This is a genomic window from Arthrobacter sp. FW306-1B-G06A (assembly GCF_058781765.1).
Genome location: NZ_JBYSXB010000023.1, coordinates 34,718 through 56,134, shown reverse-complemented (window position 1 = coordinate 56,134; position 21,417 = coordinate 34,718). Strand labels below are relative to the sequence as shown.

Annotated in this window: 17 protein-coding genes; 13 read left to right on the top strand and 4 right to left on the bottom strand. The window is 66.1% G+C overall.

Features of this window, described 5'->3' with window-relative positions:
• Positions 1-121 precede the first annotated feature (121 nt).
• From AC3WJM_RS13405 to AC3WJM_RS13375, 7 genes are all read left to right on the top strand, one after another.
• A complete protein-coding gene (locus AC3WJM_RS13405; RefSeq protein ID WP_284990960.1) occupies positions 122-1,276 on the top strand; it encodes an ABC transporter substrate-binding protein in 1,155 nt (384 codons plus the stop codon).
• A gap of 106 nt (positions 1,277-1,382) precedes the next feature.
• Complete coding sequence (locus AC3WJM_RS13400; RefSeq protein WP_307053605.1) at positions 1,383-2,120, top strand: ABC transporter ATP-binding protein; 738 nt, start codon at positions 1,383-1,385, stop codon at positions 2,118-2,120.
• Positions 2,110-3,060 carry an ABC transporter permease gene (locus tag AC3WJM_RS13395; RefSeq protein ID WP_284990962.1) on the top strand — a complete coding sequence of 317 codons (951 nt, stop codon included), beginning with the start codon at positions 2,110-2,112 and terminating at the stop codon, positions 3,058-3,060. Before AC3WJM_RS13400 ends, AC3WJM_RS13395 begins: the two co-directional genes overlap by 11 nt.
• 77 nt (positions 3,061-3,137) lie before the next feature.
• Positions 3,138-4,178, top strand: a complete 1,041-nt coding sequence (locus tag AC3WJM_RS13390; protein ID WP_284990963.1) for an LLM class flavin-dependent oxidoreductase — start codon at positions 3,138-3,140, stop codon at positions 4,176-4,178.
• A 79-nt stretch (positions 4,179-4,257) separates the two neighbouring features.
• Positions 4,258-5,514, top strand: coding sequence for a uroporphyrinogen-III C-methyltransferase (gene cobA, locus AC3WJM_RS13385; protein ID WP_492272106.1), 1,257 nt, complete (start codon positions 4,258-4,260; stop codon positions 5,512-5,514).
• Between the two features lie 30 nt (positions 5,515-5,544).
• Positions 5,545-7,011 carry an FAD-dependent oxidoreductase gene (locus AC3WJM_RS13380; protein WP_307052448.1) on the top strand — a complete coding sequence of 489 codons (1,467 nt, stop codon included), beginning with the start codon at positions 5,545-5,547 and terminating at the stop codon, positions 7,009-7,011.
• Between the two features lie 109 nt (positions 7,012-7,120).
• Positions 7,121-8,500 carry a rhodanese-like domain-containing protein gene (locus AC3WJM_RS13375; protein WP_492272105.1) on the top strand — a complete coding sequence of 460 codons (1,380 nt, stop codon included), beginning with the start codon at positions 7,121-7,123 and terminating at the stop codon, positions 8,498-8,500.
• A 237-nt stretch (positions 8,501-8,737) separates the two neighbouring features.
• On the opposite strand, the gene AC3WJM_RS13370 is transcribed toward AC3WJM_RS13375, so the two are convergent.
• From AC3WJM_RS13370 to AC3WJM_RS13360, 3 genes are all read right to left on the bottom strand, one after another.
• Positions 8,738-9,418, bottom strand: a complete 681-nt coding sequence (locus tag AC3WJM_RS13370) for a FadR/GntR family transcriptional regulator (RefSeq protein ID WP_492272104.1) — start codon at positions 9,416-9,418, stop codon at positions 8,738-8,740.
• Positions 9,415-10,680 (bottom strand): MFS transporter, encoded by a 1,266-nt coding sequence (locus AC3WJM_RS13365; protein ID WP_332602758.1) that lies wholly within the window; start codon positions 10,678-10,680, stop codon positions 9,415-9,417. Before AC3WJM_RS13365 ends, AC3WJM_RS13370 begins: the two co-directional genes overlap by 4 nt.
• Before the next feature lie 174 nt (positions 10,681-10,854).
• Positions 10,855-12,297 carry a PucR family transcriptional regulator gene (locus AC3WJM_RS13360; RefSeq protein ID WP_284990969.1) on the bottom strand — a complete coding sequence of 481 codons (1,443 nt, stop codon included), beginning with the start codon at positions 12,295-12,297 and terminating at the stop codon, positions 10,855-10,857.
• Between the two features lie 144 nt (positions 12,298-12,441).
• Between AC3WJM_RS13360 and AC3WJM_RS13355 the strand changes: the two genes are divergently transcribed.
• The gene (locus AC3WJM_RS13355) at positions 12,442-13,872 is read left to right on the top strand and encodes a gamma-aminobutyraldehyde dehydrogenase (protein ID WP_492272103.1); all 1,431 of its coding nucleotides are present in this window, start codon (positions 12,442-12,444) and stop codon (positions 13,870-13,872) included.
• A gap of 69 nt (positions 13,873-13,941) precedes the next feature.
• The gene (gene gabT, locus AC3WJM_RS13350; RefSeq protein ID WP_492272102.1) at positions 13,942-15,306 is read left to right on the top strand and encodes a 4-aminobutyrate--2-oxoglutarate transaminase; all 1,365 of its coding nucleotides are present in this window, start codon (positions 13,942-13,944) and stop codon (positions 15,304-15,306) included.
• Positions 15,307-15,428: 122 nt separating this feature from the next.
• Here the strand turns inward: gabT and rarD are convergent, their stop codons facing one another.
• On the bottom strand, positions 15,429-16,436 hold the full coding sequence (gene rarD / locus AC3WJM_RS13345; protein WP_332602760.1) for an EamA family transporter RarD: 1,008 nt from the start codon (positions 16,434-16,436) through the stop codon (positions 15,429-15,431).
• Positions 16,437-16,622: 186 nt separating this feature from the next.
• Between rarD and AC3WJM_RS13340 the strand changes: the two genes are divergently transcribed.
• From AC3WJM_RS13340 to AC3WJM_RS13325, 4 genes are all read left to right on the top strand, one after another.
• Positions 16,623-18,056, top strand: a complete 1,434-nt coding sequence (locus AC3WJM_RS13340; protein WP_332602761.1) for an FAD-dependent oxidoreductase — start codon at positions 16,623-16,625, stop codon at positions 18,054-18,056.
• 114 nt (positions 18,057-18,170) lie between these two features.
• Positions 18,171-19,616 (top strand): amidase, encoded by a 1,446-nt coding sequence (locus tag AC3WJM_RS13335; RefSeq protein WP_492272101.1) that lies wholly within the window; start codon positions 18,171-18,173, stop codon positions 19,614-19,616.
• 26 nt (positions 19,617-19,642) lie between these two features.
• Positions 19,643-19,915, top strand: a complete 273-nt coding sequence (locus tag AC3WJM_RS13330; protein WP_306973042.1) for a hypothetical protein — start codon at positions 19,643-19,645, stop codon at positions 19,913-19,915.
• 70 nt (positions 19,916-19,985) lie between these two features.
• A complete protein-coding gene (locus AC3WJM_RS13325) occupies positions 19,986-21,350 on the top strand; it encodes a GAF domain-containing protein (protein WP_492272100.1) in 1,365 nt (454 codons plus the stop codon).
• Positions 21,351-21,417: the final 67 nt, after the last annotated feature.

Here is a 21,417-nt window from a genome sequence, read left to right as displayed (position 1 = left end):
GACAGTCCCTATGGTGAATCCATGACCTCATCGGATTGGTCCTTGCCCGCCCGTTCGGGGCGATGTCGCAGGGCCTGATACACGCTCTGCCCCTTCCGCAACGCATCCCAAGGATTTCCCCATGTCAAACACCCCAGAACCCACGCCGCCCGGCTCGAACCCGGGAACCACGCGCATCGTCGCCGGCGAAACCAGCAAACCCAAGCGCCGCCGCACGCTCGAGATCGGCATCGCCGTCGGGCTCGTCCTGCTGATCGGTGCCGGCGCCGCCGTCGCATCGGTTGTCGCGAAGAACAACGAAACCCAGGCCGCGGCTGCAACGACGCCCGCCGCGGAACTCAAGCTGGGCTACTTCGGCAACGTCACCCACGCCCCCGCACTCGTCGGCGTGAGCAAGGGCATCATCGCCGGCAAGCTGGGCAGCACCAAGCTCACCACCCAGATCTTCAACGCAGGGCCCGCCGCGGTTGAGGCCCTGAACGCCGGCGCGATCGACGCCGCCTACCTTGGCCCGAACCCGGCCATCAACTCCTTCGTCCAGAGCAAGGGCGCGTCCATCAGCATCATCGCGGGCGCAGCCTCCGGCGGCGCGCAGCTGGTAGTCAAGCCAGGCATCAACACTGCCGCGGACCTCAAGGGCAAGACCCTGGCCTCCCCGCAGCTCGGCGGCACCCAGGACGTGGCACTGCGCGCCTGGCTGGGCAAGCAGGGCCTGAAGACCAACCCGAACGGCGGCGGCGACGTCGCCATCAACCCGACGGACAACGCCCAGACCCTCAAGCTCTTCCAAGACGGAAAGCTCGACGGCGCGTGGTTGCCTGAGCCGTGGGCCTCGCGTCTGGTGCTCCAGGCCGGCGGCAAGGTCCTGGTGGACGAGAAGGATCTGTGGGACAAGGGTGCGTTCCCCACCACGATCCTGATCGTGAGCAAGAAGTTCGCTGCCGAACACCCGCAGACCGTGACCGCATTGCTCCAGGGCCACGAAGCCTCCGTCAACTGGCTCAACAGCGCTTCGGCGGCCGACAAGGCCACCGCGATCAACGCCGCGCTGAAGGCGACCGCGGGCAGCACGCTGCCGGCCGACGTCATCGACCGCTCCCTGAAGAACATCACCTTCACCGTGGACCCGCTCGCCGGGACCTACAAGAAGCTGCTTCAGGACGGCGTCGACGCCGGCATCACCAAACCGGCCGACATCAACGGCATCTTCGACCTCCGCGCCCTCAACAGCGTGACCGGCCAGAAGACCTCGGCCGCAGGACTGGGCCAAGACTGAACCGACCGGCCCAACTAGCTCGCATTAATTGTCGCTTTGACGGCTCATAACGACAACAACTGCGAGCTAGTTGGGAAACAACAAGCAACAAACGAAGGACGGGACCATGCCAGTCGTACTGGAACACCTGGGTAAACGCTTCGGCGACGGCGCCCCGGTGCTGGACGACGTCAACGCCACCATCCAGCAAGGCGAGTTCGTCGCCCTGCTCGGTGCGTCCGGCTGCGGCAAATCCACCCTGCTGAACATCCTCGCGGGGCTGGACCAGCCGACGTCGGGCGCTTTGGAGGTGCCCAGCGACGGCGCCGCCTTCATGTTCCAGGATTCGGCGCTGTTCCCGTGGCTCACTGCCCGCGGCAACATCGAACTCGCACTGAAGCTCGCGGACAAGTCCGGCAGCCAGAGCAAAGCGTCGCGTGCTGCCCGTGCGGGGGAGCTGTTGGACCTCGTCCATTTGGGCGGCGCGGGGGACAAGCGCCCGCACGAGCTCTCCGGCGGCATGCGGCAACGCGTCGCCCTGGCCCGCGCTTTGGCCCAGGACCGGCAGTTGTTGCTCATGGACGAGCCGTTCGCTGCCCTCGATGCCATCACCCGTGACCTTCTGCACGACGAACTCGAGCGGATCTGGAAGGAAACGGGCCGCACCATCGTGTTCGTGACGCACAACGTGCGCGAAGCCGTCAGGCTCGGCCAGCGGGTCCTGCTGCTGTCCTCCCGTCCGGGGCGGGTCGTGGCCGAGTGGAACGTCACCGAGGAACACCGGACCGACGCCGGCCGTGCCGGGGAACTGACTGGAACCATTACCCGCCGCCTGCGCGAGGAGATCCGCCGCCATGCCAATTGAACAAGAGACCCGGCTTGCCGAAGGAGACACCGCCGAGCAAGCTCCACAGTCCCGCCACATCACCTCGCCGTCCCTGAAGGGAAACCCGGACGAACTCCGTGACCTCGAGGCCGGCCTGGACAAGCTGCAGTCGGATGCCCACCGCAAGGCGCACATCGACTGGACCCGGATCATCCTCCCGATTGCGGCACTTCTGGTCCTCATCCTGGCGTGGCAGTTCTATGTCTCCCTCGGTTTCAAGCGCCGCGACCAAGTTCCCGGACCGCTCGACGTCCTGAGCCAGTTCGGTTCCCTCTGGGCCGAAGGCAAAGCCCAGGAAGCCGTCTGGACCTCCCTTCAGCGCGGCGTGATCGGCTTCCTCATCAGCGTCGCCGTCGCCACCCCGGTGGGCCTGCTCCTCGCACAGGTGCAGCCGCTGCGCCGCGCCTTCGGACCCCTCATTTCAGGTCTCCAGGTCCTGCCGTCGGTGGCGTGGGTTCCTGCGGCAATCATTTGGTTCGGGCTCTCGGACGGCACCGTGTACTTCGTCGTCCTGATGGGTGCCATCCCGTCCATCATCAACGGGCTGATTTCCGGCGTGGACCAGATCCCGCCGCAATACCGGAGCGTCGGCAAGGTCCTCGGGGCATCGCGACTTCAGATGGCCCTGCAGATCGTCCTGCCGGCGGCCCTCCCCGGGTACCTCGGCGGACTCAAGCAGGGCTGGGCTTTCTCCTGGCGCTCCCTCATGGCCGCCGAAATCATCGCGGTGGGCGGCACCATCGGCTTCGGACTCGGTTCGCTCCTGGACCAGGGCCGCACCTTGTCCGATATGGCCACGGTCATGTCCGCGATCCTGGCGATCCTCTTTGTGGGCATCCTGATCGAGCTTGTCGTGTTCGCGCCGATTGAGCGCCGCCTCCTGCTGCGCCGCGGCCTGCTCGCGGGCAGCACGCGCTAACTGGCGGGGAGCACGCGCTACGGCGCGGGCAGCACGCGCTAAGGAATTCCCCGGCTTGTCCCGTGGTTGACGCGGGCATGAAACGAATCGGTTTTCTTTCCTTCGGCCATTGGGGTCCAGTCCAAGGCTCGCGCACTCCTTCGGCCGGCGACGCCTTGCTCCAAGGAATCGACCTAGCGGTTGCGGCGGAGGAACTCGGCATCAACGGCGCCTTCTTCCGGGTGCACCACTTTGCGCGCCAGCAGGCCTCGCCGTTCCCCTTGTTGGCGGCCATCGCGGCCCGGACCAGCATGATCGAGATGGGCACGGGCGTGATCGACATGCGCTACGAAAACCCGCTGTACATGGCAGAAGAAGCCGCGGCCACGGACCTCATCAGCCAAGGCAGGCTCCAATTGGGCATCAGCCGTGGTTCGCCCGAGCCGGCCCTGCACGGCGCCCGGTACTTTGGCTATGCGCCTGCCGAGGGTGAGGACGACTCCGCGATGGCCCGCCGCCACACCGCCGTATTCCGGCACGCGATCGCGGGCCACGGAGTGGCCGAAGCCGATCCCTCCTTCATGGGCGGCGGACGCGGGCTCCTGCCGATCCAGCCGACGTCGTCCGGGCTGCCGCGACGCATCTGGTGGGGCGCCGGCACCCGCAAAACCGCCGTGTGGGCCGCGGAACAAGGCATGAACCTCATGAGTTCCACGTTGCTCACCGAGGACACCGGGGTTCCCTTCGACCAGCTTCAGGCCGAACAGATCAGCATGTTCCGGGAGGCCTGGTCCGCAGCCGGACACGGTTTTGAGCCGCGGGTCTCAGTCAGCCGCAGCATCATTCCCGTGGTGGACGCCGAGGACGAACACTATTTCGGGCTCCGCGCCCAGGTGGAAAACCGGGACCAAGTGGGCATGCTCGACGGTGCGTTGTCGCGGTTCGGCAAGAGCTACGTCGGCGCTCCCGACGCCTTGGCCGAGGATCTGGCGCAGGACGCCGCGGTCCAGGCTGCTGACACGGTGCTGGTCACGGTACCCAACCAGCTCGGGGTGGAATACAACGCCAAGCTGCTGGGCAACATCGCCAAATACGTCGCTCCCGCGATCGGCTGGGAGGCACCCACCCCGCAGGCGTAATGTGACGCCGGGTTACCTAGCGTGAACTGGTGTTTCCGGACCTTTGAAGCATGTTACGGCCCGGCCCTACAGTTTTTTCATGGCAATACAGGACATCTACCCCACAGCCCTGCGGCTGCTTGGCCGCCCGGTGCTGGTGGTGGGCGGCGGACCCGTGGCTGCCCGACGCGCCAAGGGGCTGCTCGACGCCGGCGCCCGGGTGACCGTGGTGGCCCCCGTTGCCTCTGACGCGCTCCGCGAACTCGCCGCCTCCGGCCTGCTCACCTGGGAGCCGCGCACTTACCTTTCCTCCGACGTCGACGGCGCCTGGTTCGTCCAGACGGCCACCGGCGTCGCCGCTGTGGACGCCCAGGTAGCCGCCGACGCCGAGGCGCAGCGCATCTGGTGCGTCAACGCCTCGGACCACGAATCCTCGGCAGCCTGGACGCCCGCCGTCGCCGTCGTCGACGACGTGAAGATCGCCATCAACGCCGGGGGAGACCCTCGCCGCGCCATGGCCCTGCGCGACGCAGTTGCCACCGCGCTGGAAACGGGAGACCTCCCGCTCCGCCGTCGTCGTGCGTCCACCGCAAGCGTCGCGCTCGTGGGTGGCGGTCCCGGTGACTCGGGACTTATCACTGTCCGCGGCCGTCGCCTGCTGGGCCAAGCCGACGTCGTCGTCGCGGACCGCCTCGGACCGCGCGACTTGCTGCAGGAACTTGCTCCGGACGTCCGCGTGATCGAGGTCGGCAAGACCCCCGGCCACCACCCCGTGCCGCAACTGGAGATCAACCGGATCCTGGTGGAGGAAGCCCTGGCCGGCCACCGTGTGGTGCGGCTCAAAGGCGGCGACCCCTACGTCCTGGGCCGCGGCGGCGAGGAAGCCGAATTCTGCCGGCAGAACGGCGTCGAGGTAGAAGTTGTTCCCGGTGTGACCTCGGCGATCTCAGTGCCGGCCGCAGCGGGCATTCCCGTGACGCACCGTGGACTCGCAAAGGGTTTCAGCGTGGTGACCGGCCACGAGGAACTGTCCGAGGTCCCGGCCCGCCCCGACCACACCGTGATCCTGCTCATGGGTGTAGCCAAACTCCGCGAATCCGCCGCTGCCCTCGCGGACTCCGGAATGCCCTTGGACACGCCGGTAGGTATCGTAGAGAACGGCTACATGCCCGAACAGCGCGTCACGATCGGCACTTTGGCGACGATTGCCGATCAAGCCGAGGCCGCCGGCGTCGCAAATCCCGCAGTGATTGTGATCGGCGATGTGGTGCGTGTCAGCCCGTTTGCCCCCGAACATTTCAAGACCGCTGACTACAGCACCCTGACCCCCAACAAGCCCCGCGTCGTTACCCCCTAGCCCCGTTGCACACTGAAAAGGAACACAGCCGTGTCATCTAGCACCACCGTAGGAACCGCCGCACGTCCGCTGCGCGTCGCCGTCGTCGGCTCCGGCCCGGCCGGCGTCTACGCAGCTGACATCCTGACCAAGAGCGAGGCCGTCAAGAGCGGCGAGCTGACGGTCAGCATCGACCTCTTCGACCGCTACCCGGCCCCCTACGGCCTGATCCGCTATGGCGTTGCCCCGGACCACCCACGCATCAAGGGCATCGTGAACGCCTTGCACAAGGTCCTGGACCGCGGCGACATCCGCTTCTTCGGCAACGTCGACTACGGCACTGACATCTCCATCGAAGACCTGCGCACGCACTACGACGCCGTCATCTTCGCCACCGGCGCCATCAAGGACGCGGACCTGAACATTCCGGGCATCGAGCTGGAAGGTTCCTTCGGCGGCGCCGACTTCGTCTCCTGGTATGACGGCCACCCCGACGTTTCCCGCGAATGGCCGCTCGACGCCACATCGGTGGCCGTGCTCGGCAACGGCAACGTAGCACTGGACGTGGCCCGTGTCCTCTCCAAGCACGCCGACGACCTCCTGGTCACCGAAATTCCGGACAACGTCTACGCCGGCCTCAAGGCTTCCCCGGTCACCGACGTCCACGTCTTCGGCCGTCGCGGTCCGGCGCAGGTGAAGTTCACCCCGCTGGAACTCCGCGAATTGTCCCACTCCAAGGACGTGGACATCATCCTCTACGCCGAGGACTTCGAGTTCGACGACGAGTCTGACCGCCAGATCCAGACGAACAACCAGACCAAGACCATGGTAGGCACCCTCACCAACTGGATCGCCGAGCAGCCCGAGGACCTTTCCGAGCTCAAGGCCTCCCGCCGGCTGCACCTGCACTTCCTGCACAGCCCGGTGGAGATCGTGGACTCCGCGGAGACTCCCGGCAAGGTAGCCGCGATCAAGTTCGAGCGCACCGAACTGGACGGAACCGGCAACGCGCGCGGTACCGGCGAGATCGTCGACTACCCGGTCCAGGCCGTATACCGCGCCATCGGCTACTTCGGTTCCGCGCTGCCGGACGTCGAGTTCGACCACCGCCGCGGGGTCGTTGCGAACGACGGCGGCCGTGTCCTGGACGCTTCCGGCGAGCACGTTCCGGGCTTGTACGCAACGGGTTGGATCAAGCGTGGACCCATCGGGCTCATTGGCCACACCAAGGGTGACGCACTGGAGACGGTCACGTACCTCTTGGAAGACCGCGAAAACCTGCCGCTGGCCGCCGTTCCCGAGGCGGACGCCGTCGTCGAGCTCCTGGACGCCCGCGGCGTGAAGTTCACCAGCTGGGAAGGTTGGCTGGCCCTCGACGCCCACGAGCTCGCGTTGGGTGCCGCCGCTTCCGAGGCCGGCACGTCGCACGGCGTCGAGGTCAAGCGCGAACGCATCAAGGTTGTGCCGCGTGAGGACATGGTGGACATTTCCCGCGACGGCGTGGCTGCACAGGTCTAGTTCTACAACTGGGGCCCAAGCAACGCGGGGTCACTTAGCGCCCATCCGGGGCATCGGAATGGGCGTTAAGTGACCCCGCGTTGTTCTTTATCGGGGTTAGACTCTCCGCATGGACGTCGTCGTCGTCGAAACGACCCCACTGGGGGACCGCAGCTACCTCGTTCATGACGGCACTGTGGCGCTCGTGATCGACCCCCAGCGCGATACCGACCGCGTCGAATCAGCAGCGCGTGCTGCGGGAGTGGCCATCACGCATGTCGCTGAGACCCACCTCCACAACGACTACCTCACGGGTGGCCTCATCCTTGCCCGTGATCACGGCGCCCGCTACTTGGTGAATGCCGCGGACAAGGTGGCTTTCCAACATGAACCGATTGTTCCGGGGCAGGCGTTCGCTGTAGGTAGGCTTTCCGTCAAACCGGTGGCCACGCCGGGCCATACGCACACGCATCTGGCCTATATTGTTTCGGACCCCGATCCAGGGGCGGGCGTCCGGCAAGCGGTGTTCTCCGGTGGCAGCCTGCTGTACGGTTCGGTGGGCCGGACCGATTTGATTGGCCCGGAAGATACCGCAGGGCTGGCGCATGAACAGTACTCCTCGGTCCGGCGGCTTGTTGCCGAGGCAGCACCGGACGCGATCCTGTATCCCACCCATGGCTTCGGTTCGTTCTGCTCCATCGGTCCCGCGAGCAGGATCGCCGCATCGACAATCGGAGAGCAGGCCGCCACCAACCATGCGCTCACCGACCCGGACGAAGACCATTTTGTCCGGCACCTCCTGGCGAATATCACGGCCTACCCGAGCTACTACGCGCACATGAGCCCGCTCAATGCCTTAGGCCCGGGCCCCGCGACGCTCCAGATGCCGGAATCGGTGGAGTCCGCGGAACTGGAGCGCAGGCTCGAGGCAGGGGAATGGGTGGTGGACCTGCGCAACCGAGTCGCATTCGCCGCGAGCCACCTGCGCGGCAGTGTGGCCTTTGAATACGGGACAGGCTCGAGCTTCACGAGCTACCTCGGTTGGGTCCTGCCGTGGAACCAGCCGCTGACCCTGCTAGGTGCCCATGACGACGTCGAAAAGGCAATCCGCGACCTCGCGAGGATCGGAATCGACTCCCCGGATGCAGCTGTCGGCGACGATCCTGGGGCTCTTGCACCAGCCACTGCTTTGGTGCAATATCCGATCACCGACTGGGCGGGGCTGGAGCGGGACCGGGCTTCCGGTGAAACAGTTCTGGACGTGCGCCGAACCGAGGAATTTTCCGCCTCCCATGTGCTCGGGGCCGTGAACGTTCCGCTGCACGAGCTTTTGCTTCGGCTGGACGAACTGCCGGACTCAAGGATCTGGGTGCATTGCACTTCCGGCTACCGGGCCAGCGTCGCCGCAAGCCTGCTGCATCGTGCCGGCCGCAGCGTAGTGCTCATCGACGCACTCTTCCGCGAGGCGGCTCATGCCGGCGTCGAGCTGGTGAGCGCCGCTCCGGCCTAGATGCCCGGGCCACTGCGGACGCTCGCTCAGCTATGACGGCTTTTCGTGAAACCCCCGCTCACCTTTGGGGTGTTTCCTATAGACGCCCGCTCACATGATGTGAGCGGGCGTCGGTCAAAACCGCGATAGATGTGAGCGGGCGTCGGTCAAAGCCGGTCAGATGTGAGCGGGCGTCGGTCAAAACCGCGATAGATGTGAGCGGGCGTCGGGGAAAAACCAGCCATATGTGAGCGAGGGTCAGTGCGTGAGCCATTCCGCGGCGAAGTCCAGGTTGCGGTAAACGCTCGCGACGGCGGCGGCCTCGTCGCGTGCCTCGATGGCGTCGGCGAGCTCGTCATGGCCCTCGTGGGGGATGCCGTTGAAGCCGGCCTTGCGCTGTTGGCGCAGGAGGTCGTCGTGGAAGACCCCGCCGAAAGACACATACAACTGGTGCAGCAGCGGGTTGCCCGAAGCCAGGGCCACCCGTTCGTGGAAATCCCAGTCCGCCCGGGCCCAAGCGGGGTAGTCGGCCGCGAGCCATGCGTCGTGGCGTACTTGGAGGAGGGCACGCATTGCGGCGATGTCCTCGGCCGTGGCGTGCTTCGTGGCCAGTCGGGCGGCCTGGGTGTCCAGCCCCACCCGGACCTCGACCACGTGCTCCTGCGTGTGTTCCTTGTACATTCGTTGGGCCGCGCCGGAGATCTCGCTGGTGGCCCGGACATAGGTTCCGTCGCCGCGGCGAACCTCCAACATGCCGCTGTGCGCCAAAGCTTTGATGGCTTCGCGGAGCGTCCCGCGCGAGACTCCGAGCGAGGCCATGAGTTCCGGCTCGGCCGGGATCTTCTCCTGCAGGGGCCACTCCCCGGACTTGATCATGGTGCGCAGCTGGCGGGTGACCTCATCAGCCAGGACGGGCCGGTGCGAAGGTGTGAGGCTCATGCGACAGGCCTTGGCCCGGCCTTGATCGGCGTCCGCTTGCTGGTCAACTGGTGGCAGGTGACCATGAGGGCCAGGGCAACCGCGGCAAGGAGCGCCAAGGGGAGCGTCCAAGCACCGGTGGCGCTATGGAGCAGGCCCATGCCGAACGGACCCAAAGCCGCAATCAAGTACCCCACGGACTGGGCGACGGTGGACATGGCGGTGGTCTCCGCCGTCGTACGCCCGCTGCGGCTGATGATCACCAGGACCAGGGGGAAGATGCCCAGCCCGAAACCGAACATCACGGCGGGAACCGCGGCGAACGACGTCGGGAGCAACAGCATTGCGGGGATGGCCAGAAGGGTGGTCCCGCTACCCAGGTACAGGGCAGGCCGCATCATGCCGGGCCGCGAGCCGATGGCCAGCAGGATCATGCCCGCTGCCACCGAAACCAGCTGCATGAGCCCGAACTGGAGGCCGCTCTCCGAGGCGCTGAGTCCTTGGCTTGTCAGGATGTAGGCAAACCAGCTCATCACGGCATACGCCAGGAGGGCCTGCAACGTGAAGATGGAAGTGATGAGGAATCCCAGCCGGGTGCGCAGGAGGGGCCACATCGACACGTGCTCCTGGCTGGCCTTCCGTGAAGTGCGATGGGTGTGGAGGACCATCGGGAGGAAGCCAAGAAGTGCGGCGACGCCAAGGAGTCCCCATGCGGCCAGACCCATCGAGGGCGAGCCCAGCTGTTGGGCCAAGGGGACGCTGACCGCTGCCGCGAAGGTGGCACCTGCGGACATCGTGAAGGTGTAGAGGCCGGTCATCATGGACGTCTTGCTTGCATAGTGCTCGCGGATGTACGACGGCATGGCCACGTTACACACCGCCAGGCCGGACATCGCCAGCACGGTCCCGGCGAGGAGGGCGCCGGTCGCGGGGATGCTGCGGACGAGGAGTCCGGCGGCCAGCATGGCCAGCGCAACGAGGATGGACTTCTCGACGCCGATCCGGCGCGACAGCCACGAGGTTCCCAGCCCTGCTACGGCGAAGCACAGCAAGGGGATCGACGGAAGAATCGACGCGACAAGCGCCCCGTAGCCGAGGAACGCCTGCAGATCGTGGAACAGTGCCGCCGCGCTGGTGATGCCGGCGCGCAGGTTCAGGCCGATCAGGATGACGGCGATGATCCCGACGACGGCGACCACCCGGGATTTCGGCGCCACCGTACCGCCGCTGGTGGGCACAGTTGTTGCTTCCGTTGCGTGGGGAGTCGGGTGAGTCGAGGCCATGCTTAAAGGTTAGACGTTTGACGTTTGATGCGTGAAGTTTTGTGGTGAATCTCTCCACGCTGCGCAGGAGCCCAACTGACTCGCACTTAATGTCGTATTCAGCCCCGAAAACGACAACAAATGCGAGCTAGTTGGGCCGACGGCGGCGGGGCTGGCCGACGGCGGCAGGGGACCTTAGCGCGGGTTGCGGGCACCCAGCCGCTGCACCGCGAGGGCAAGCCACAGCTGCACGCGGTCCGGCGTCTGGGCGGGGTCGTAGCCGGTGAGGTCGGTGATTTGCGCCAAGCGGTAGCGCACCGTATTGCGGTGCAAAGTCAGGGCTTCGGCGACGGCGGCCACCGAGCCGTTGTGGTTGAGGTAGCTCTCAAGGGTCGAAACGAGCTCGGAGCCGTGCGTGGCGTCGAACTTGCGCAGGGGAGTGAGCGCTTCGCTGGCCATGTCCGCCAACGGCACGTCCTCGCTCGCGAGCAACAGAGAGGTCAGGCTGAGCCGCTCAGGTTCGTTGACCGGCAAACCGTGCGCCACGGCGTCGCGCGCTTCGAAATAGCTCCAGCGCACGCCGTTCGGCTTGGTGTACGCGCCGCCGATCCCGATCACTGCGTGGATTCCCGCTTCCAACAGGTGATCGCTGAGGTCCTTGGCGAGCGCGCTCGCGGAACTGCCGTCGTCGGGCACTACCGTCACCAGGTCCTTCCCGACGACGGCGGTCACCCCGCCGTCGAGCGACTGCGGCAGCGATGTGCTGCTGAGCTGTTTGTGGTGGGCGGCGGAGACCACCAGGAGCACCACGTTCTTGCGGGTGCTGTTGATTCCGACGCCGGCCAGGCGGCGGGCGCCCTCGACGGTGTCCAGGGTTCCGTGGATGACATCGTCCAGCACCTGGCCCGCCAAGGCCCGCTGGCTCTGGCGCTGCTTGACCATGTTGTTGAGTTCCACGCTGATCAGGTTCTGCGCATAACTGACAATCCCGGTGTCGCCGAAGGGTTGCTTGATCCATAGGGTGCAGGCGTCGCGGCGGCCTGTCGGGATGGGGAAGGATGCCCAGTCGTCGGCCGTCGGCGCGGGGTTGCCGGCCACGCTGTTGTAGAGCTGCGCGCTGAACTGGGTGAGTGCGATGTCGGACCGGAGCATGCTGCCCAATTGCTTGAGCAATTCCCCGAGCCCGCCACCGGTCAGCAGGGCCCGGGCCAGGATCTGGTGGCCGGCGATAAGGCGCTCCAGCTTGGAGTAGTGGTCGGCGGATTGGGAATCGGCCACGAGTTTGCCGATGGCAATGAACGGGGTCTCGTACGGGACTTCCACGAGGGGCAGCCCCCAGCGGTTCGCTTCCGCAACGAGGGCGGGGGGCACGGCTTCGTGGGTCAGCCCGGTGCCGAAACCGATGCCGACTGCTCCTGCGCGCTGGACCTGGCGCACGAAGCGGCGTTGTTCCGCGGCCCCGTTGAGCCGGAGCCCGGTGGTCAGGATCAACTCGCCGCCGTTGAGGAAGCGCTGGGGATCCTCCTGCTCGGTCACGGCCACCCAGCGGATATCTTCGTTCCAGGTGGTTTCCGCGAGGCCGGCTTTGCGGAGCCGAAGGGAGGGGACGGCGACGAGCGCGGCGATTGACATTGCCATGCCAAAAAGAATATCCCCGCACTGGTCATTCGCACTAAGTCGGGGGAGTCGGGGTGTGCACCTGACTATTCCGCGCCGGGGGGTGCTGGCATAGGCTCGGAGCAGCTGCAACCAATGCCTAGACACCGAAAGAGGTTGTACACCGTGGTCCAAACCTTGCAGAACTTCATCAACGGCGAGTTCGTCACGCCGGCAGGCACCGAACTGCTCGACATCGTGAACCCCACCAACGGGGAGATTGTCGCCCACGCGCCTATCTCCACCGCGGCCGACGTCGATGCTGCCATGAACGCGGCGAAGGAAGCCTTTAAGTCCTGGAAGCATGTCACGCCTGGCCAGCGCCAGCTCATGCTGCTCAAGCTCGCTGATGCCATCGAAGCCAACAGCGACGAGCTCGTCGAGGCACAGCACCGAAACACGGGCCAGGTCCGCGCCCTCATCGCGTCCGAGGAAGTTGCCGCCGGCGCAGACCAGCTCCGTTTCTTCGCGGGCGCCGCGCGCATCATGGAAGGCAAGTCCGCCGGCGAGTACTTCGAGGGTCACACCTCGTACGTCCGCCGCGAACCGATCGGCGTCGTGGCACAGGTTGCACCGTGGAACTACCCGTTCCTCATGGGCATCTGGAAGGTCGGCCCCGCCCTCGCAGCAGGCAACACCGTCGTCCTCAAGCCCTCCGACACCACTCCGGAATCCACCTTGGTCCTGGCACGTCTTGCGGGGGAGATCTTCCCGGCCGGCGTCCTCAACGTGGTCCTCGGCAACGGGGCCACGGGCTCCATGATGGTTGAGCACAAGGTCCCGGGCCTCGTCTCGATCACCGGTTCCGTCCGCGCCGGCATTGCCGTAGCCAGTGGAGCGGCCAAGGGCCTCAAGCGTGCCCACCTGGAGCTCGGCGGCAAGGCCCCGGCCATCGTCTTCAAGGATGCCGATATCAAGAAGAGCGCAGCCGCCATCGCCGAATTCGCCTTCTTCAACGCCGGCCAGGACTGCACGGCCATCACCCGTGTGCTGATCGAGGACTCCATCCACGACGACATGGTTGCCGCCATGGTGGAGCACACCAAGACGCTGCACACCGGTTCGCAGAACGACGACGAGAACTACTTCGGCCCGCTCAACAACGTGAACCACTTCAACGCCGTGAACTCGGTGGTGGAGCACCTTCCGGCCAACTGCAAGATCGAAACCGGCGGCCACCGTGCGGGTGACAAGGGCTTCTTCTTCGAGCCGACCATCATCACCGGCGCCAAGCAGACTGACGACGTCGTCCAGAAGGAAACCTTCGGCCCCGTCATCACCGTCCAGAAGTTCACCACGGAGGCCGAGGCGCTCGAGCTGGCCAACGACGTCGAATACGCCCTGGCTTCCAGCGTCTGGACCACGGACCACGGCACCGCCATGCGGATGAGCCGCGACCTGGACTTCGGCGCGGTCTGGATCAACACGCACATCCTGCTGACTGCTGAGATGCCGCACGGCGGCTTCAAGCAGTCCGGCTATGGCAAGGACCTGTCCATGTACGGCGTCGAGGACTACACGCGCATCAAGCACGTGATGAGTGCGCTGGACGCATGACTCAGATGCCTGACTCAGGCGCAACGCCCGACGCCCAAACACGGCAAGCATAAGAAAGAAAGAACCATCATGACCGCAACAGCACATGAAATCACCTACCGCCTGGACCAGAAGCGCAGCCTCAACGGCGCCTTCCCCGGCCCCAAGTCCCAGGCCCTGAACGAGCGCCGCGCGGCCGTCGTCGCCGCCGGCGTGTCCTCGGGCGTGCCGGTTTACGTTGAGGACGCCGACGGCGGCATCATCCGCGACGTCGACGGCAACTCCTTCATCGACCTCGGCTCCGGCATCGCGGTGACGAGCGTCGGCGCCTCGGACCCCGCCGTCGTCGCCGCCGTCCAGGACGCTGCAGCGCACTTCACCCACACGTGCTTCATGGTTACCCCGTACGAGGGCTATGTCGCCGTCGCCGAGCAGCTGAACCGCCTTACCCCGGGCGACCACGAGAAGCGCACCGTGCTTTTCAACTCCGGCGCCGAGGCAGTGGAGAACGCCGTCAAGGTGGCTCGCCTGGCAACCGGCCGTGACGCCGTCGTCGCTTTCGACCACGCCTACCACGGCCGCACCAACCTCACCATGGCACTCACCGCCAAGGCCATGCCGTACAAGACCAACTTCGGACCGTTCGCGCCCGAGGTCTACCGCATGCCGATGAGCTACCCGTTCCGCGAGGAAAACCCGGAGATCACCGGTGCCGAGGCCGCCAAGCGCGCCATCACCATGATCGAGAAGCAGATCGGCGGCGACCAGGTTGCCGCGATCATCATCGAGCCGATCCAGGGCGAGGGCGGCTTCATCGTTCCCGCTGAGGGCTTCCTGCCAGCACTGGCCGCCTGGGCCAAGGAAAAGGGTATCGTCTTCATTGCCGACGAGGTCCAGTCCGGTTTCTGCCGCACGGGTGAATGGTTCGCCGTCAACCACGAGGGCGTTGTCCCGGACATCATCACCATGGCCAAGGGCATCGCCGGCGGCCTTCCGCTGTCCGCGATCACCGGCCGCGCGGACCTGCTCGACGCCGTCCACCCGGGCGGCCTGGGCGGCACCTACGGTGGAAACCCGGTTGCTTGTGCCGCAGCCCTTGCGGCGATCGGCACCATGGAGCAGCACGATCTCAACGCCCGCGCCCGCCACATCGAGGAAGTCGCACTCGGCCGCTTGCGCGAACTCGCGGCTGATCCTTCTGCAGGTGGGGTCATCGGCGACGTCCGTGGACGCGGTGCCATGCTGGCGATCGAACTGGTCCAGGCCGGCTCCAAGGAGCCGAACGCCGAACTGACCAAGGCCGTTGCCGCGGCGTGCCTCCAGGAAGGCGTCATCATCCTGACCTGCGGTACCTACGGCAACGTGATCCGCCTGCTGCCGCCGCTGGTGATCAGCGACGAACTGCTCCTGGACGGCCTTGAGGTCCTGGCAGCGGCCATCAAGGCCAACGCTTAGCCGCAAACCTTCAGGTGGACCTGCCCACCTCTACGCACCAAGGATGGACATAGTCTGACTATGTCCATCCTTGGCGTTTAACGAGGGGCATGTCCGGTATGGGCGCCAGGCAGGCAAGCGGACTAGGCCGCGCTGAGGCGTGCGCTTTTCCTGATGACCGAGTTCTTGCGTGCCGTGCGCAGCATGTCGAGGGTCAGGAGCAGTAGGGCCAGCCACACGATGCCGAAGCCCACCCAGCGGTCCGGCGTCATGGCCTCGTGGAAGACGGCCAGGGCCACGATGAACTGGAGGACCGGCGCGAAGTACTGCAGGAGGCCGATGGTGGTCATGGGCAGTCGGCGTGCGGAGGCCCCGAAGAAGAGGAGCGGCACGGCGGTGATGATGCCCGAAGCCGCCAAAAGCCAGAAATGGCCCGGGCCGTTGCTTCCCAATGTTCCGGCTCCCGTGAGGCCGAGGACAATCATGGTGGCGCCGGCGATCGGAGCGAGGACAACAGTCTCCACCGTGAGGCTCGTGATGGCATTGACCTTCGGCCCCACGCGCTTCTTCACGAATCCGTAGAGTCCAAAGCTGAACGCCAGGACCAGGGCGATCCACGGCAGCTTGCCATAGGAGACCGTCAGGACCCCGACGGCGATGAAGCCGATCCCGACGGCGGCCCACTGGAGCGGGCGGAGCTTTTCCTTCAGGACGAACACCCCAAGAAGGACCGACACGAGCGGGTTGATGAAGTAACCGAGCGAGGCTTCGACCGCGTGGCCGGTGGTAACGCCGAAAGTGTAGGTCAACCAGTTGATGGCGATGAGCCCGGCAGCGATGGCGAGCGGGCCAAGGACCGCCCGGTCCCTGAAGGCGTTGCCGAGGAGGCGCCATGTCCGGGTGATGGTGATGAGCAGGGCGCAGAAAATGAGCGACCACACCACCCGGTTGGCGACGATTTCCACCGCTCCGGCGGGGTGCAGCACCAGGAAGTAGAGCGGAAGCAGCCCCCACAGACCGTACGCGCCGATACCGAAGACGACGCCCGCCGTCGTCTCTTTCTTCGCCGTGGCAGCGGCGGAAGCTGCAGTTGCAGCATTCGAAGCGGTGGTGGCGGACGGGGCGGGCGCGGTTTGCTCGGGCGTAGACACAAAGTCAAGAACATCACATATTGCGGAGGTATTCCTGACCGTACGGCCGGAAAGTTATTGTGAGTTTCCTCGCCCCGTTGTGTCACCTCGCGCCACGTACTGACACTCCGGCCGCAACCGAGAACTAGAATTGGAAACTGCGCGCCCCACCACGCGGGGCGGATTCCCGTCTCAGAAGGGTTCACGGTGTCCAACTCGGCCGAAACCACCTCAAAACGTCCGTTGCGCGTCGCCATCGTCGGCGCAGGACCGGCCGGCGTGTACGCCGCGGATATCCTGACCAAATCGAACGAGGTCAAGGACGGCGACGTTGAGGTCAGCATCGACCTCTTCGAGGCATACCCTGCGCCGTACGGCCTGATCCGCTATGGCGTAGCTCCTGACCACCCCCGCATCAAGGGCATCGTCAACGCGCTTCACAAGGTCCTGGACCGCGGAGACATCCGCTTCCTCGGCAACGTGACGTACGGCCGCGACCTTACGCTGCACGACTTCCGCTCGTTCTACGACGCGGTGATCTTCTCCACGGGGGCCATCAAGGACGCGGACCTGAACATCCCGGGAATCGAACTGGAAGGCTCCTTCGGCGGCGCCGACTTCGTCTCCTGGTACGACGGACACCCCGACGTGCCCCGCGAATGGCCGCTGGATGCCAAGGAAGTGGCGGTCATCGGCAACGGCAACGTGGCGCTGGACGTGGCCCGCATGCTCTCCAAGCACGCCGACGACCTCCTGGTGACCGAAATCCCGGACAACGTCTATGCCGCCCTCAAGGCCTCCCCGGTCACGGATGTGCACGTCTTCGGACGCCGTGGCCCCGCCCAGATCAAGTTCACTCCGCTGGAGCTGCGCGAACTCTCGCACTCTAACGACGTGGACATTGTGCTGTACCCGGAAGATTTCGAGTTTGACGAAGCCTCGGACGAGGCCATCCGCAGCAACAACCAGATCAAGACCATGGTCAACACTCTGACCAACTGGCTCGTCGAAGAACATGCCGAAGCCGAGCAGCCCTCGTCCCGCCGCCTGCACCTGCACTTCCTGCACAGCCCGGTGGAGATCGTTTCCGAAGACGGCTCCGGGAAAGTCTCCAGTATCAAGTTCGAGCGCATGAAACTGGACGGCACGGGCAACGTCAAGGGCACCGGAGAGTTCGTGGACTATCCGATCCAGGCCGTCTACCGCGCCATCGGCTACCACGGATCGCCGCTGGACGAGCTTGAATACGATGCCCGCCGCGGCGTCATTCCCAACGACGGCGGACGGGTGCTGGACGCCGACGGCAAGCCGGTGCCCGGTATCTACGCAACTGGCTGGATCAAGCGCGGACCCGTCGGCTTGATCGGGCACACCAAGGGCGATGCACTGGAAACCATCGGCTGCCTCCTGGAGGACCGCCTCACCCTGCCCCCGGCCGAAAACCCGGACCCGCAGGCCATCATCAACCTCCTGGAAGAGCGGGGCATCGAGTACACCACCTGGGAAGGCTGGAACAAGCTCGATGCGCACGAACTAGCCCTCGGTGCCGCATGGACCGCTGAAAACCCGGACGCCGGCGTCGTACGCGAACGCATCAAGGTGGTCCCGCGCGAGGACATGATCGAGATCTCCCGCGGCTAGGGGACGCGGCTCGCGCCTGACGGCTCGCGGACCGCGCCTAGCGGCTCGCGCACCGCGCCCATCGGCTCGCGGACCGCGCCTAGCGGCCCCGGCCGACCGGTCCTAAAATGAGCCATGGACGAGGAGCTCCGCTGGACGGACGCCGTCGGGCAGGCAGAACTGGTGCAGAGCGGCGCGATCTCGCCGGGCGAACTGCTCGACGCCGGCCGTGACCGTATCCGCGAGATCGATCCGGTCCTGCATTGCATCGTCGCGCACCTGGAGCCCGGAGCAGAAGGCCCGGCTCCTGGCGCTCCGTTTCCCCGGGTTCCCTTCCTGGTGAAGGACCTCTCGCTCGAGATCGCCGGAGCTCCCTTCAACGAAGGCTCCCGCTGGTTGAAGGACAACGTCTCAAGCCAGGACCAGGAACTTGCCCGCCGGTACCGCCAAGCCGGACTTGCGATCCTCGGGAAGACCAACACACCGGAATTCGGGCTCAGCCCGCATTGCGAGCCGGCCTTGCATGGTGCCACCCGAAACCCTTGGGACCTGGGGCTGTCCACCAGCGGCTCCAGCGGCGGGTCCGCCGCCGCCGTCGCCTCCGGAATGGTCCCCATGGCGCACGGAAACGATCTTGGCGGGTCCCTGCGCTACCCGGCCGCCTGGTGTGGGGTTTTCGGGTTCAAGCCGACCCGCGGACGGGTTCCCATGGGCCCGGAGTATGGCGACGTGGCCGGGGGATTCGCCGTCGAACATGCGCTGACGCGGAGCGTTCGCGATTCGGCGGCGCTCCTTGACGCGACGGCCGGTCAGTCGCCTGGCGATCCATATTGGGCGCCGCCCCGGGCCCGGCCCTTCCTGCTTGAGGCCGGAACTGCTCCTGGAAAGCTTCGCATCGCCGCAACCGCGACGCCCAACTCCGGGCAAGAAGTGCATCCGGACTACGTGCGGGTGTTCGAGGAAACCGTGGAATTTCTGGCTGGGCTGGGCCACAGTGTCACGGAAGCGCACCCCGAGGGCCTGGGGCGGGCGGGGCACCGGGCGGTCAGGGCCGTCTATGGAGGCGCGATCGCGTGGATCGAGGCGTACTGGACGCAGCGGATGGGCAGGCCGCCTGAAGCGGGTGAGATCGAGCCGTTCACGGCGGCCGACTTCGAGCGCTCGCGGGCTGTGACAGGTGGCCAGTATCTCCTCGGCATGGAGGAATTGCAGCGCTTCAGCCGCCGCCTGGCTGGATTCTTCGAGGAATTCGACGTCTGGATGACACCCACCGTTGGCTGGCCCCCGTTGCCGCTGGGAACGCTGCGTGGAACCGAGGAAGAGCCGTTGCGCGGCGAGCGCGAGGCCGGCCGCTTCCTCATGTTCGACGGCGAGTATGCCAACATCTCGGGCAACCCGGCCATGTCGGTGCCACTCGGAGTCGACTCTGACGGCCTGCCGGTGGGCATGTCCTTCCTTGGCCGTTTCGGAGACGAGGCCACGCTCTTTCGCTTGGCTGGCCAGCTCGAGAAGGCCGCACCCTGGGCCGACCGCAAACCCGGAGCCCTCGCGCGGGCACTGGCGGCGTCGCGCCGAAGCTGAAGCACGACAGGAGAGAAGCAATGTTCATGGGCGTCTACCATTTCGACGGAGATCCCGCGCAACTGCTGGAAGGCCACCAGCGCATGGTGGGCCTCCTGCCGCCCGGCGCGTTAAAAATCCACGTGTGCCTATCCACTGAGGGTGGCATCTCGGTCTACGACACCTGCCCGGACAGGGCAACATTTGACCGCTTCAGCAGCGGCCACAGTTTCGCGGAACTCGTCGCGGAAGTCGGCTTGCCCGTACCCCGGATCGAAGCCTTGGGTGAGGTCGAGTCGTACGAGATCCACCCGGAGTGAGCGGGTACACAAACCCCGGCGTCGCAACTAGACTGGCCCGTACTGTGCTGCGTCCGGTTTTGGGAGTTCGATGAGGAATCCGATCCATCCGGCAGCTTCGGTCAATGACGCCGCCGAGCTGCTGCAGCGTCATGCCCGCGCCGGGCACGAACACTTGGAATCGTGGCGTTACGGGCTTCCCGACGCCACGGAGCTTCCCGGTCTACGCAGCCTGATCAAGGAATCCTGGCAGCGATCCGCCCAGCTCAAGGCGAACCCGGACCAGCCCGAGGCGCCGCTGGTCATCGACCTCGACGAGCTCGAGGAATACCGCCGCCAACACCCGCTGGCCACCATCATGCCCGTCATCCAGAAGCTCCTCATCCAGCCCAGCTATGAGAGCGGGCTGCTGGTCGCCGTGGGGGACGAGCTGGGGCGCCTGCTATGGGTGGACGGAAATCCCGCGATGCGGCGCCGCGCCGAAGGCATGATGTTCGTCGCCGGCGCGGACTGGTCCGAAGCCGCGGTCGGCACGAGTGCGCCCGGCACGGCGCTCGCCTTGGGCCGTGGAATCCAGATCTCCGGCGCCGAGCACTACAAGCGCTCCGTCCACCCGTGGAGCTGCACCGCCGTGCCCTTCCATGACCCTGATTCCGGAGCCCTGCTCGGCGTCGTCGACATCACCGGCACGGAAGCCGCCGTCGCACCCCACACACTTTCCCTCGTTGAAGCAACTGTGGCTGCCGCGCAGGCGCAATTGCGTGTGGAAAGGCTCCAACTCGCGGCCACTAAGCACTCTGCGCCTGCCCGACGCCGGAACTCGCCTTCCGCCGTCGGCCCACGCCAGGGGACAGGACTGTACCGGAACAGCCTCCAGCTGCTCGGCCGGGACCAGGCCTTGTTGAGCATCGGAGGGCGCAGCATTCCGCTGTCCGCACGGCACAGCGAGATCCTGGCGTTGCTGGGAACCCGTCCCGAAGGGCTCAGTGCCGAGGAGCTCGCCCTGGCCCTCTATCCGGGGGATGGCTCGAGCGTGACGTTGCGGGCCGAAATGGTGCGCCTGCGCAAGGTGCTCCACGAGCTCGACCCCGCCGCGGTCCCGGAATCACGCCCCTACCGGCTCCCGATCGACCTTGGCCAGGATGCGGCCCAGGTTCTGTCCTGCCTGCAGCGGGGCGCCCACCGCATCGCGCTGGAGATCTACAAAGGCGCCGTCCTTCCGCATTCGGAAGCGCCCGGCATTGTGGAACTCCGCGAGAAGGTTTCGGCGCTCCTGCGCGAGGCGGTCCTGAACGACGGCAGTGCCGAGGCGCTGCTCAAGTATGCCGGACTGCCCGAGGCGAAGAACGACGTCGACGTCCGGCTTGCCGCCCTCAGGCTCCTGCCGCCGCGCTCGCCAAAGCGGGCAGCCGTCGTCGCCGAGCTTGAACGCCTGGAAAGCGAACTGTCGGCCTGACGCTGGCCCCTCGTGTGGCACTCGGGCAATACGGAGTTTTGGACCGTATCGTAGAAGCGAGCCAAAC

Bases quoted from the DNA above. Each gene is read 5' to 3' on its own strand.
- AC3WJM_RS13405 (WP_284990960.1), top strand. From the start codon at position 122: ATGTCAAACACCCCAGAACCCACGCCGCCCGGCTCGAACCCGGGAACC.
- AC3WJM_RS13400 (WP_307053605.1), top strand. From the start codon at position 1,383: ATGCCAGTCGTACTGGAACACCTGGGTAAACGCTTCGGCGACGGCGCC.
- AC3WJM_RS13395 (WP_284990962.1), top strand. From the start codon at position 2,110: ATGCCAATTGAACAAGAGACCCGGCTTGCCGAAGGAGACACCGCCGAG.
- AC3WJM_RS13390 (WP_284990963.1), top strand. From the start codon at position 3,138: ATGAAACGAATCGGTTTTCTTTCCTTCGGCCATTGGGGTCCAGTCCAA.
- cobA (WP_492272106.1), top strand. From the start codon at position 4,258: ATGGCAATACAGGACATCTACCCCACAGCCCTGCGGCTGCTTGGCCGC.
- AC3WJM_RS13375 (WP_492272105.1), top strand. From the start codon at position 7,121: ATGGACGTCGTCGTCGTCGAAACGACCCCACTGGGGGACCGCAGCTAC.
- AC3WJM_RS13370 (WP_492272104.1), bottom strand. From the start codon at position 9,418: ATGAGCCTCACACCTTCGCACCGGCCCGTCCTGGCTGATGAGGTCACC.
- AC3WJM_RS13365 (WP_332602758.1), bottom strand. From the start codon at position 10,680: ATGGCCTCGACTCACCCGACTCCCCACGCAACGGAAGCAACAACTGTG.
- AC3WJM_RS13360 (WP_284990969.1), bottom strand. From the start codon at position 12,297: ATGGCAATGTCAATCGCCGCGCTCGTCGCCGTCCCCTCCCTTCGGCTC.
- gabT (WP_492272102.1), top strand. From the start codon at position 13,942: ATGACCGCAACAGCACATGAAATCACCTACCGCCTGGACCAGAAGCGC.
- AC3WJM_RS13335 (WP_492272101.1), top strand. From the start codon at position 18,171: ATGGACGAGGAGCTCCGCTGGACGGACGCCGTCGGGCAGGCAGAACTG.
- AC3WJM_RS13330 (WP_306973042.1), top strand. From the start codon at position 19,643: ATGGGCGTCTACCATTTCGACGGAGATCCCGCGCAACTGCTGGAAGGC.
- AC3WJM_RS13325 (WP_492272100.1), top strand. From the start codon at position 19,986: ATGAGGAATCCGATCCATCCGGCAGCTTCGGTCAATGACGCCGCCGAG.